This window comes from Variovorax sp. 679, assembly GCF_003952185.1.
Lineage (GTDB): Bacteria > Pseudomonadota > Gammaproteobacteria > Burkholderiales > Burkholderiaceae_C > Variovorax.
In genome coordinates this window covers 215,806-227,373 of sequence record NZ_RXFS01000008.1, presented here as the reverse complement: position 1 = coordinate 227,373, position 11,568 = coordinate 215,806, and the positions used below count along the sequence as shown (strand labels likewise).

General features: G+C 67.8%; 12 protein-coding genes. 3 read left to right on the top strand and 9 right to left on the bottom strand.

Annotation, left to right across the window (positions count from 1 at the left end; genetic code table 11):
- Positions 1 to 198: 198 nt before the first annotated feature.
- Positions 199 to 1,983, top strand: coding sequence for a lipid A export permease/ATP-binding protein MsbA (gene msbA, locus EJO71_RS21995; protein WP_125950789.1), 1,785 nt, complete (start codon positions 199 to 201; stop codon positions 1,981 to 1,983).
- 15 nt (positions 1,984 to 1,998) lie between these two features.
- On the opposite strand, the gene rng is transcribed toward msbA, so the two are convergent.
- The 9 genes from rng to EJO71_RS21950 all read right to left on the bottom strand — a co-directional run bounded on the left by rng (position 1,999) and on the right by EJO71_RS21950 (position 9,594).
- Positions 1,999 to 3,525, bottom strand: a complete 1,527-nt coding sequence (gene rng, locus EJO71_RS21990; protein ID WP_125950788.1) for a ribonuclease G — start codon at positions 3,523 to 3,525, stop codon at positions 1,999 to 2,001.
- Positions 3,526 to 3,532: 7 nt separating this feature from the next.
- Complete coding sequence (locus EJO71_RS21985; protein WP_125950787.1) at positions 3,533 to 4,135, bottom strand: Maf family protein; 603 nt, start codon at positions 4,133 to 4,135, stop codon at positions 3,533 to 3,535.
- Between the two features lie 3 nt (positions 4,136 to 4,138).
- The gene (locus EJO71_RS21980; RefSeq protein ID WP_125950786.1) at positions 4,139 to 4,843 is read right to left on the bottom strand and encodes a phytanoyl-CoA dioxygenase family protein; all 705 of its coding nucleotides are present in this window, start codon (positions 4,841 to 4,843) and stop codon (positions 4,139 to 4,141) included.
- On the bottom strand, positions 4,840 to 5,307 hold the full coding sequence (gene rlmH / locus EJO71_RS21975) for a 23S rRNA (pseudouridine(1915)-N(3))-methyltransferase RlmH (RefSeq protein WP_070060813.1): 468 nt from the start codon (positions 5,305 to 5,307) through the stop codon (positions 4,840 to 4,842). The genes EJO71_RS21980 and rlmH overlap by 4 nt, the downstream gene beginning before the upstream one ends.
- Positions 5,304 to 5,963 carry a ribosome silencing factor gene (gene rsfS / locus EJO71_RS21970; RefSeq protein WP_125950785.1) on the bottom strand — a complete coding sequence of 220 codons (660 nt, stop codon included), beginning with the start codon at positions 5,961 to 5,963 and terminating at the stop codon, positions 5,304 to 5,306. Before rsfS ends, rlmH begins: the two co-directional genes overlap by 4 nt.
- On the bottom strand, positions 5,963 to 6,595 hold the full coding sequence (nadD, locus tag EJO71_RS21965) for a nicotinate-nucleotide adenylyltransferase (protein WP_125950784.1): 633 nt from the start codon (positions 6,593 to 6,595) through the stop codon (positions 5,963 to 5,965). Before nadD ends, rsfS begins: the two co-directional genes overlap by 1 nt.
- Positions 6,592 to 7,509 (bottom strand): oxygen-dependent coproporphyrinogen oxidase, encoded by a 918-nt coding sequence (hemF, locus tag EJO71_RS21960; RefSeq protein ID WP_125950783.1) that lies wholly within the window; start codon positions 7,507 to 7,509, stop codon positions 6,592 to 6,594. Before hemF ends, nadD begins: the two co-directional genes overlap by 4 nt.
- Positions 7,509 to 8,807 carry a phosphoribosylamine--glycine ligase gene (gene purD / locus EJO71_RS21955; RefSeq protein ID WP_125950782.1) on the bottom strand — a complete coding sequence of 433 codons (1,299 nt, stop codon included), beginning with the start codon at positions 8,805 to 8,807 and terminating at the stop codon, positions 7,509 to 7,511. The genes hemF and purD overlap by 1 nt, the downstream gene beginning before the upstream one ends.
- Before the next feature lie 61 nt (positions 8,808 to 8,868).
- Positions 8,869 to 9,594, bottom strand: coding sequence for a YebC/PmpR family DNA-binding transcriptional regulator (locus EJO71_RS21950; protein WP_125950781.1), 726 nt, complete (start codon positions 9,592 to 9,594; stop codon positions 8,869 to 8,871).
- A gap of 126 nt (positions 9,595 to 9,720) precedes the next feature.
- Between EJO71_RS21950 and EJO71_RS21945 the strand changes: the two genes are divergently transcribed.
- Both EJO71_RS21945 and EJO71_RS21940 read left to right on the top strand, forming a co-directional pair.
- On the top strand, positions 9,721 to 10,509 hold the full coding sequence (locus EJO71_RS21945; RefSeq protein ID WP_125950780.1) for a class I SAM-dependent methyltransferase: 789 nt from the start codon (positions 9,721 to 9,723) through the stop codon (positions 10,507 to 10,509).
- Between the two features lie 2 nt (positions 10,510 to 10,511).
- The gene (locus EJO71_RS21940) at positions 10,512 to 11,549 is read left to right on the top strand and encodes a Rid family hydrolase (protein WP_125950779.1); all 1,038 of its coding nucleotides are present in this window, start codon (positions 10,512 to 10,514) and stop codon (positions 11,547 to 11,549) included.
- Positions 11,550 to 11,568: the final 19 nt, after the last annotated feature.

Below are 11,568 nucleotides of genomic sequence, written 5' to 3'. Positions count from 1 at the left end.
GGAGTTGGAATTGGAGTTGGCAACGGCTTGTTCATGCGGTTCGGAGAGGTTTCCGGGTGAAAAGTTCTCCCCGGCTTCAACGGGCCACATGTTACACACTGGCTCGGGGCCGCCGTCACAAAACGTTTATGCGTCGGCATGGTCCTACAGGCACGCCACGGCGAGCCTCGCACAGGGGGCCCCGTAGAATCCGCCGCCATGCAAGCATCCCCCGGCGGCGATACCGCGCGCCCTCCCCTGATGCGCCGTCTGGCGCGACTCATGACCTGGTTTGGCGGCTCCCGCCAATGGTGGGCACTCGGATTGAGCGGGGCGCTGCTGGCGGCCATCACAGAACCGCTGATGGCGGCCCTGCTGAAGCCCCTGCTCGACCGGGGCTTCACGCGCGGCGAGATGCCGCTGTGGTTCGTGCCCGCCGCCGTGCTGCTGCTTTTCGCAGTGCGTGGCATCGCCCAGTTCATCTCCCAGTACGCGCTTTCGCGCATCGCCAACGAAGGCATGCAGAAGCTGCGCCGGGTGCTGTTCGAGCGGCTGCTCGGCGCCGAGCTCGCGCTGTTCGCCCGGCAGTCGGCCAGCGCCCTGTCGAATACGGTGGTCTACGAAGTGCAGACCGGCGCGATGCTGCTGGTGCAAGCCCTGCTCGGGCTCTCGCGCGACGGCTTCACGCTGGTCGCGCTGCTCGGCTATCTGGTCTACCTGAACTGGAAGCTCACCCTGATCGTCGCCTTCCTGGTGCCCAGCATCTCCTGGATCATGAAGGTGTTCTCCAAGCGGCTCTATCGCCTGACCCAGCAGGGCCAGCAGGCCACCGACGAACTGGCCTACGTGGTCGAGGAAAACGTGCTCGCGCATCGCATGGTGCGGCTGCATGGCGCTGAAGGCGCGCAGGGCCGCCGCTTCGAGCAGCTGAGCCAGCGCCTGAACCGGCTGGCCGTGAAGTCGACCATCGCGCAGGCGGCCACCACGCCGCTCACGCAGATGATGGCATCACTGGCGCTCTCGGTGGTGGTGATGATCGCGCTCTGGCAGAGCGGCAAGCAGGGTTTCACCGTGGGCGGCTTCGTCGCCTACATCACGGCCATGCTGATGCTGATCGCCCCCATCCGCCGTCTTGCCGAAGTGGCTGGCCCGATCACGCGCGGCCTTGCCGCGCTGGAGCGCGGGCTGATCCTCGTCGACGAGGTGGCGCCCGAATCGCAGGGCACGTTCAGCATCGAGCATGCCCAGGGCCGCATCGAGCTGCGCGACGTGCGGGTCAGCTACCGCGGCGACGACGAGCAGCGCGCGCTCGACGGCGTGAGCCTGGTCATCGAGCCGGGCCAGGTGGTGGCCTTCGTCGGCCCCTCGGGTTCGGGCAAGACCACGCTGGTCAACCTGCTGCCGCGTTTCGTGCAGCCCAGCGGCGGCCAGGTGCTGCTGGACGGGCACGACACCAGCGAATGGCAACTCAAGAGCCTGCGATCCCAGTTCGCGATGGTGAGCCAGGACGTGGTGATGCTCAACGAGACCCTGGCGGCCAACGTGGCGCTGGGCGCCGAGATCGACCGCGAGCGCGTTCTGCAATGCATAGAGGCGGCCAACCTGAGCTCGCACGTCGAGAACCTGCCGCAAGGCATCGACACGGTGCTGGGCCACAACGCCACGCAGCTCTCGGGCGGCCAGCGCCAGCGCCTCGCCATTGCCCGCGCGCTCTACAAGAATGCGCCCGTGCTGCTACTCGACGAAGCCACCTCGGCCCTCGACACCGAATCCGAGCGGCTGGTGCAGGACGCCCTGCAGCGCCTGATGCAGAACCGCACCACGCTGATCGTGGCGCACCGCCTCTCGACCATCCAGCATGCCGACCGGATCATCGTGATGGAGCAAGGCCGCATTGCCGAGCAAGGCAGCCACGAACAGCTCATGGCGCTCGACGGGCTCTATGCGCGGCTGCAGACGCTGGCGGTACGCAGCGCCCCGCCGGGGCAGGATCCGACGCTCTGACCGGCCGGTGCTGCCTCAGAGCAGCACGATGTCGTACTGCCCCTGCCCGATCGCCGGCTCGGCCTGCAGCGAGATCGGCTTGCCGATGAAGTCGCTCAGCCCCGCCAGATGCTGGCTTTCCTCGTCGAGGAAGAGTTCGATCACCTGCGGCGAAGAGACGATGCGGAACTCGCGCGGCGTGAACTGCCGCGCCTCGCGAAGGATCTCGCGCATCACGTCGTAGGCCACGCTGCGCGCGGTCTTCACAATGCCTTGCCCGCCGCAGGCCACGCAGGGCTCGCAGAGCATGTGCGCCAGCGATTCGCGGGTGCGCTTGCGCGTCATCTCCACCAGCCCCAGCTGCGAGAAGCCGCCCGCGGTGGTTTTCACGCGGTCACGCGCGAGCTGCTTGCGAAACTCCGCCAGCACCTGCTCGCGGTGGTCGTCGCGCCCCATGTCGATGAAGTCGACGATGATGATCCCGCCCAGGTTGCGCAGCCGCAGTTGGCGCGCAATGGCCTGCGCCGCCTCGAGGTTGGTCTTGAAGATGGTGTCGTCGAAGTTGCGCGCGCCGACGAAACCGCCGGTGTTCACGTCCACCGTGGTCAGCGCCTCGGTCTGGTCGACCACGAGGTAGCCGCCCGACTTGAGATCGACGCGCCGGCCCAGCGCCTTCGCGATTTCCTCGTCCACCGAATACAGGTCGAAGATCGGCCGCTCGCCCTTGTAGTGCTGCAGCTTGCCGGCCGCCTTGGGCATGAACTCGAGCCCGAACTTCAGCAGCACGTCGAACTGCTCGCGCGAATCGATGCGGATGGTCTGCGTTTCCTCGCCGGTCATGTCGCGCAGCACGCGTTGCAATAGGCTCAGGTCCTGGTGCAGCAGCGACATCGGCGGCATGCGCATCGAGGCCTCGCGGATGCGCGACCAGGTCTTGCGCAGGTAGGCGATGTCTTCGGCCAGTTCGGCGTCGCTCGAGTCCTCGCCGTTCGTGCGCAGGATGAAGCCGCCCGTGTTGGCCGGCACCACGCCGCCGCTATCGGCGGCCGCGGCGGCCTCTATCAGCGCCAGCATGCGGTTGCGCAGCGACTCGCGCTGGTCCGACGGAATCTTCTGCGACACGCCGATGTGGTTGTCCTGCGGCAGGAACACCAGCAGCCGCCCGGCGATGCTGATCTGCGTCGAGAGCCGCGCACCCTTGGTGCCGATGGGGTCCTTGATGACCTGCACCAGCAGCGACTGGCCCTCGAACACCTGCTTCTCGATGGGCACCATCGGCCCGCCGTTGCGATGGTCGCGCTCGGGCGCCGGCGCGCTGGGCCGCGAGCCCGGCGTGAACGGCGCCACGATGTCGGCCACGTGCAGGAAGGCTGTGCGCTCCAGGCCGATGTCGATGAAGGCCGACTGCATGCCCGGCAGCACGCGCGACACCTTGCCGAGGTAGATGTTGCCGACCAGCCCGCGCTCCAGCGTGCGCTCGACGTGCAGCTCCTGCACCGCGCCGTGCTCGATCAGCGCCACGCGGGTCTCCTGCGGAGACCAGTTGATCAGGATGTCTTGCATGGAAGTCTTAAGTATTGAAACCGGCGTTTCGAAGCAGCCCAGCCGTCTCGAACATGGGGAGGCCCATGATGCCCGAATAGGACCCGCTGATGTGCTCGACGAATGAGGCTGCGGCGCCCTGTATGGCGTACGCGCCGGCCTTGCCCAGCGGCTCGCCACTTTCGGCATAACGGGCGATCTGCGCCTTGGTGATGTCGGCGAAACGCACACGAGACACGCTGAGCGCCGCATGGCTCTTCTTGCCGTGATGCAGCGCCACGGCGGTCAGCACGCGATGCGTGGCGCCCGAGAGCATTCGCAGCATGCGCGCGGCGTCCTTTTCGTCCTCGGGCTTGCCGAGGATGGTGCGACCGATGGCAACCGTGGTGTCGGCGCAGAGCACCGGAGCATTCGCCAGGCCGCGCCTGCGCATCCGGGCCACGGCGGCATCGAGCTTCAGGCCGGTGACGCGCTGCACGTAGGTAGCCGGGGCCTCGTTGGGCAGCACGGCTTCGAGCGACTCGGCGTCTTCGTCGGCATCGGCCAGCAGCAGTTCATGGCGGACGCCGAGCTGGCCGAGCAACTGGGCGCGGCGCGGGCTCTGCGAGGCGAGGTAGATGAAATCCGGCAAGGCTCAAGTCTCCTGTGGCGATGGCGGTTCGCCGGCCACGATGTGGTTCCAGACCAGCCCCTGCGGCAGGCGCGCGGGGCCGAACAGAAAGTGAAGGACGCGCCGGCGCACCGGCGACTTCGCGCGTGACGACGCATGCAGCAGCAAGGGGCGCATCAGCAAGGCGTCGCCGCGCGCCGCAGTGCAGACCGTCTCACCATGGGCTGCCCGCAACGCCTGCGCTTCGTCGCCGTCCAGCCGACCCGCGCGGTGACTGCCCGGCACGACGCGCAACGGCCCCGCATCAACACCGCAGTCGTCCAGGTGCACCCGTACGGCAAGCAACGACTGCAGCACGTCGATCGGGGGCTGCACATACGGCTCGCCCTCCTTGATGACACAGGGCATGCCGGCGACCGAGGCGGGGATCGACGTGTCCTGGTGCAGCGCGACCAGCCAGTTCCTGTCGGGTGTCTTGTCGAAGAGCGTGCATTGCACGGCCACCGACGATGCATCGAGCAGGCCCATGCCGGACAACCGCGCCTTGACCTCGACGGCCATCTCACTGCACGGCGGATGGGCCAGGAGATTGCGGCTACCCGCCGCCTGCCCCAACCAGTGATCGAGCGACTGCGCCGCCGCATCCAGCAGCCCGTTCGGCAACAGCGCCGGCACCAGCGCATGGCCGCTTTCCCCGAGCAACGCAACCTGCCCGCCGGCGTTCGTCATTCGCGGTGGTAAGGATGGCCCGCATTGACCGACCACGCCCGGTACAGCTGCTCGACCAGCAGCACCCGCGCCATCGCGTGCGGCAGCGTCAGGTCGGACAGACGGATGCGCTCATGGGCCGCGGCCTTGAAGGCCGGATCGAGCCCGTCGGGCCCGCCGATGACCAGGGCGACGTCATCGCCCTCGCCTTGCCAGGTCTGCAGGCGCGCGGCCAGCGCCTTGGTGGTCAGCGCAGTGCCGCGCTCGTCGAGCACGACGATGCGCATGCCGCGCGCGATCGCCCCCTCGATGCGCTCGCGCTCGGCGGCGTAGAGCGTTTCAAGCGTCTTGGAGCCGCGCGGCTCGGTCTTGACAGCCCGCAGCTCGAGCTTGAGTTCGGGCGGGAAGCGCTTGGCGTAGTCGTCCCAGGCAGTCTGTGCCCAATCGGGCATGCGCTGCCCGACGGCGACCACCAGCAGCTTCATGCGCGGCGGGCTGGCGCCTTCCTGGCGGCCGTCGTCTTCTTTGCCGCCGGTTTCTTGGCAGCGGGCTTGCCCACGACCTTGACCGGCACGCGCGCGTTGGTGGTCTTCTTGGCAGGGGCTTTCTTTGCAGCCGTTTTCTTGGCCGGGGCCTTCCCGGCCTTGGCTTCCTGCTCGGCTGCGCGAATCGCGGTCTTGGCGGCGCTCGAACGGCGCAGCGTCGGGGCCTTGGCGGCGGCCTTCTTCTCTTCGGCGCCAGCCTTCGAAGCGGTGGCGACAGCAGGCTTTACACCGCCGAGCTTGGCTCGCACCGGCTTGTCGCCCCAGATCTCTTCGAGGTGGTAGTACTGGCGGATGGCGGGCTGCATGATGTGCGCCACGGCCGCGCCGCAGTCCACGATGATCCACTCGCCGTTGTCCTCGCCCTCGATGCGCGGCTTGCCGAAACCGGCTTCGCGTACCGCGTCGCGCACGCTGGCAGCCAGCGCCTTGGTCTGGCGATTGGAGGTGCCCGAGGCAACGATCACGCGCTCGAACAGCGGCGAAAGATGTTCTGTGTCGAATACCTGGATGTCCTGCGCCTTGACGTCTTCGAGACCATCGATGATGGCTCGCTGGAGTTTCTGGGTGTCTTTCTTTGCGGCGGCTTCAGTGGTCATCAGGCAGAGCGGTAGAGGTGGTGTTGGTCAATATAGCGTGCAACCGTGGGCGGAACCAGCGAGGAAATGTCCACGCCGAGCGCCGCGCGCCGCCGGATTTCGGTGGCGCTGATGTCCATGGGAGGCAGTTCTAGCGCCTCGAAACGCGCGCCGGCAGGGAGGCCGAGAAGCGTTTTCGGATCAAAACGGGCAGTGCCGCCCGTCGATAGTGCGCGATACGCTACAGAAACAATAGCAATGCCGAGTATATCCTGCCAGCCGTGCCAGGTCGGCAGCGCGCTCGCCTGGTCGGCGCCCATGATCAGCACCAGCTGTGCGCCGGGCTGCTCGCGCTGCAGTTCATGCAGGGTGTCGAGGGTGTAGGTGGGGCCGTCTCGCAACACTTCGCGGCTGTCGACGACGACGGTGCCTTTCAGGCCGGAAAAGGCCAGGCGGGTCATCGCCAGGCGATCTTCCTTCGGCGTGAGCGCCCTGCTCTTGTGCCAGGCCTGTCCCGTGGGAATGACGTGCAGCTCGGCAAGATCGAGTTGCGCGAGCGCTGCCTCGGCAAGTGCCACATGGGCGTTGTGCGGCGGATCGAACGCGCCGCCGAAAACGCCTATGCGCTGCGCCTTGCCGGGAGAAGAGTTCACAGCCAGTCGCGTCGCACGATGAAGTCGCTGTACAGCGCGGCTTCGGGGCTGCCCGGCTCGGGCTGCTGCTGGTAGGCCCAGCTCGCCAGCGGCGGCATCGACAGCAGGATCGATTCGGTGCGCCCGCCCGACTGAAGGCCGAAGTGCGTGCCGCGGTCCCACACGAGATTGAACTCCACGTACCGGCCACGCCGGTAAAGCTGGAAGTTGCGCTCGCGCTCGGTGTACGGCGTGGCGCGGCGGCGCTCGACGATCGGCAGGTATGCGGGCAGGAAGCCGTCACCCACCGAACGGATCATGGCAAAGCCGTTCTCGAAGCCGCCTTCGGAGAAATCGTCGAAGAAGATGCCGCCGACGCCGCGCTGCTCGTTGCGGTGCTTCAGGAAGAAATACTCGTCGCACCAGGTCTTGAAGCGCGGGTACTTGTCGTCGCCGTGTGCCGCGAGTGCATCGCGGCACACGGCGTGGAAATGCACCGCATCTTCCTCGAAGCCGTAGCACGGCGTGAGGTCCATGCCGCCGCCGAACCAGCAGACGGGCTCGCCGCCTTCGGGCAACGCCGCCAGCATGCGCACGTTCATGTGGACGATGGGCACGTAGGGATTGCGCGGGTGGAACACCAGCGACACGCCCATGGCCTCGAAAGGCGCGCCCGCCAGCTCGGGCCGGTTCTGCGTGGCCGAGGGCGGCAGCTTGGGCCCGCGCACCTGCGAGAAGCCGCAGCCCGCGCGCTCGAAAAGTTCACCCCCCTCGAGGATGCAGGTGAGCCCCTCGCCCTGCAGCGGCTCGCCGGGCGCCTTCTGCCAGGCATCGCGCACGCAGGTGCCGCCGTCGGCCTTCTCGACCGCCGCGATGATCGAATGCTGCAGTCCGCGCAGGTACTCGCCGACCGCCGCCGGATTGGTCTGCTGCATCAGGCGCCGTGGGGGTTGCGCGCGTGCACCGCGCGGAATCCGATGTCCTTGCGGTACTGCGCGCCATCGAACTTGACGCGTGCAGCAACCTCGTAGGCCCGCTGCTGCGCCTGCTTCACGCTGTCGGCCAGCACGGTCACGCAGAGCACGCGGCCACCGCTGGTCTTGAGCTCGCCGTTTTCTAGCGTGGTGCCCGCATGGAACACCACGGCATCGGGCGCCTCGGCCGGGATGCCGGTGATGCGGTCGCCCTTGCGCGGCGAGAGCGGGTAGCCGTGCGCGGCCATGACCACACCCAGCGCCACGCGGCGATCCCACTGCAGCTCGACCTGGTCGAGCGTGCCATCGGTGGCATGCCAGAACACCTCGAACAGGTCGGACTTGAGCCGCATCATGATCGGCTGCGTCTCGGGGTCGCCCATGCGGCAGTTGAATTCGAGCGTCTTGGGGTGGCCCGTGGCGTCGATCATCAGGCCGGCGTACAGGAAGCCGGTGAACGGAATGCCGTCCTTTTCCATGCCGCGGATGGTCGGCAGGATGATCTCGCGCATGGCTCGCGCATGCACTTCGGCCGTGACCACGGGCGCGGGCGAATACGCGCCCATGCCACCGGTGTTGGGGCCTTCGTCGTTGTCAAGCAGGCGCTTGTGATCCTGGCTGGTGGCCAGCGCGGTCACGTTCTTGCCGTCGCACAGCACGATGAAGCTGGCTTCCTCGCCCTGCAGGAATTCTTCGATGACGACGCGCGCGCCGCCTTCGTTGTGCGACACGCCGAACTTGTTGTCGACCAGCATGAAGTCGACGGCTTCGTGCGCTTCCTGCGCGGTCATGGCGACCACCACGCCCTTGCCAGCCGCCAGGCCGTCGGCCTTGACGACGATGGGCGCGCCCTTGGCGTCGATGTAGGCGTGCGCGGCAGCGGCGTCGGTGAACGCCTCGTACTCGGCCGTCGGGATCTTGTGGCGCTTCATGAAGGCCTTGGAGAAAGCCTTCGAACTCTCGAGCTGCGCGGCCGCTTGCGTCGGGCCGAAAATGCGCAGGCCGTGCGCGCGGAACTCGTCGACCACGCCGGCGGCCAGCGGCGCCTCGGGGCCGACCACGGTCAGCGCGATCTTTTCCTTGATGGCCCACTCGCGCAGCGCGGCGGGCTCGGTGATGTCGATGCAGTCGTAGCGCTCGTCGCTCGCGGTGCCGCCGTTGCCCGGCGCCACGTACACGCGGCTCACCCGGGCAGCCTGCGCCAGTCGCCATGCCAGAGCGTGTTCACGGCCCCCTCCCCCAATTACCAGTACCTTCATTCGCGGGCCTTCATTTCTCGCTGTGATTCAACAAACATTCATTCGGCAGGAACTCACTCGCTCACTCTGACAGCGAGGCGTTGTGATAAACGTCCTGCACGTCGTCCAGGTCCTCGAGCACGTCGAGAAGCTTCTGCATTCTTGCGGCGTCTTCGCCGGTCACGTCCACGGTGTTCTCGGCGCGCATGGTGACTTCGGCTGCGTCGGGCTTCAGGCCGGCGGCTTCGAGCGCGTTCTTCACGGCCTCGAAGTCGGTCACGGCGGTGATCACCTCGATGGCGCCGTCGTCGTCGGTGACGACGTCTTCCGCGCCCGCCTCGAGCGCCACTTCCATCACCTTGTCTTCACTGGTGCCGGGCGCAAAGATGATCTGGCCGCAGTGCTTGAACTGGAAGGCCACCGAGCCCTCGGTGCCCATGTTGCCGCCGTGCTTGGAAAAGGCGTGGCGCACTTCGGCCACGGTACGCACGCGGTTGTCGGTCATGGTGTCGACGATGATCGCCGCGCCGCCGATGCCGTACCCTTCGTAACGAATCTCTTCGTAATTGACGCCTTCGAGGTTGCCCGTGGCCTTGTCGATGTTGCGCTTGATGGTGTCGATGGGCAGGTTGACCGCCTTGGCCTTTTCCACCGCCAGCCGCAGCCGGGGGTTGGCGCCCAGATCGGCGCCGCCGGCGCGGGCAGCCACCGTGATCTCGCGAATGGCGCGGGTCCAGAGCTTGCCCCGCTTTTCGTCCTGGCGGCCCTTCCGGTGCTGAATATTCGCCCACTTGCTATGTCCGGCCATGGCTTTCTATCTCGCTGTCCTGTGTTTCTGTGTCAATCCGAGCAGGCTCCGAGTTTACTGTCCGGCGCACACAACGCCCGCCCGGGGCCGGGAATTCGGGCGTGGGCTTTTGGTGATAATTGTTCGATGACGCCATCGCCTTCCGTCGGGCCCGGGAATCCCGACACCCTGCCGCCGCACGCACCCTTGCCGCTGTACTACAGCACCGAGGCGGAGCACCAGGCGTTCCTGCGGCGCATCTTCGACAGCACGGCTGCCGACTACGACCGCATCGAGAGCGTGCTGGCCTTCGGCACCGGCCCTTCGTACCGCCGTGCTGCGCTGCGGGAAGCCGGCCTCGCAGCGGGCATGCGGGTTCTGGACGTGGGCATCGGCACCGGGCTCGTGGCCCGCGAGGCGCTGAAACTCATCGGTTCCACCGGCCAGCTCGTAGGCGTCGATCCCAGCCCCGGCATGATGAGCCAGGTCAGGCTGCCCGGCGTCCAGCTGGTGCGCGGCGTGGCCGAGGCCCTGCCCCGGCCCGACGCCAGCTGCGACTTCGTGAGCATGGGCTACGCCATGCGCCACATCAGCGACGTGGCGGCCGCCTTCAGCGAGTTCCACCGCGTGCTGCGCCCCGGCGGGCGCGTGGCGGTGCTCGAAATCACCAAGCCCGAGGGCCGTGTCGCAACCGCGCTGCTCAAGGGCTACATGCGCGCCGTGGTGCCGCTGATCGCCCGCGTGGTCGGCCGCCAGCGCAACACATCCGAACTGTGGCGCTACTACTGGGACACGATCGAGGCCTGCATTCCCCCCGAGCGGGTGATGCAGGCGCTGGCCGACGCGGGCTTGCGCGACGTTCGCCGGCACGCGAGCCTCGGTGTCTTCTCCGCCTACACCGCCATCAAACCAGAACACGCCGTCGAGGCCAGCTGACAGTGCGAGCTCAGGACGAAACCTCCATTTCCCATCTGCGCGTCGAGCGCCTTTCGATGCCGGCCAGCCTGGCGCTGGCCGCCGACGGCAAGGCGCCCTTCGCGGCGCTCGGCTACGGCACGCCGCACGGCGTGGCCTGGATGCCGACGGTCAACGCGCGCGTTCTGTCGTCCAACGGCGCCATGGCCGACGTCTGGCACGTGAGCAGCGGCCCGCACGTCAGGTCGGGCACCACCGGCATCGCGCGCTGGCGCACCGACGGCCATTGGCTGCTCGGCGCCATCGACCTCGACGAGGCCACCGAAAAGCAGGGCCTCGCCGAGCTCGCGCACCGAGCCTACCGCGACCTGTTCAAGACGCTCGACCAGGCCGGCACGCCGCACCTGCAGCGCATCTGGAACTACCTGCCGCAGATCAACGCCGACGGCGGCGGGCTGGAGCGCTACCGCCAGTTCAACCTGGGCCGGCAGGAAGCCTTCCTCGAAGCCGGCCGGGCCGCCTTCGAAGGGGCGCCGGCGGCCTGCGCCCTGGGCATCCACCAGGGCGCGCTGTCGATCCGCTTCCTGGCCGGCCAGCAGGCGCCGCTGCCGGTCGAGAACCCGCGGCAGGTCTCGGCCTACCGCTATCCCGAAACCTATGGCCCGCGCTCGCCGACCTTTTCCCGCGCCGCGCTGGCGGACATCGGCGACGGCAACATCGCCCTCTTCATCTCCGGCACCGCGAGCATCGTCGGCCACGAGACCGTGCACCACGGCGACGTGCAGGAACAGACGCGCGAAACCCTGCGCAACCTGCAGGCGGTGATCGATGCTGCCAACGAACGCTGCAGCGCGAAGTTCTCGCTGGCCGAGCTCGACTGCGTGGTCTACGTGCGGCATCCGTCGGACACCGAGACGGTGCGCGACATTCTCGAAGGCGCGCTCGGCGCCGATGCGCCGATGGCGCGCCACGCCGTGTACCTCGAGGCCGACATCTGCCGCAGCGACCTGCTGGTCGAGATCGAGGCCCACACGGTCGCGGCCGGCCGGCTGCGGGCCTGAGCGGTCGTTGTCCGATCGC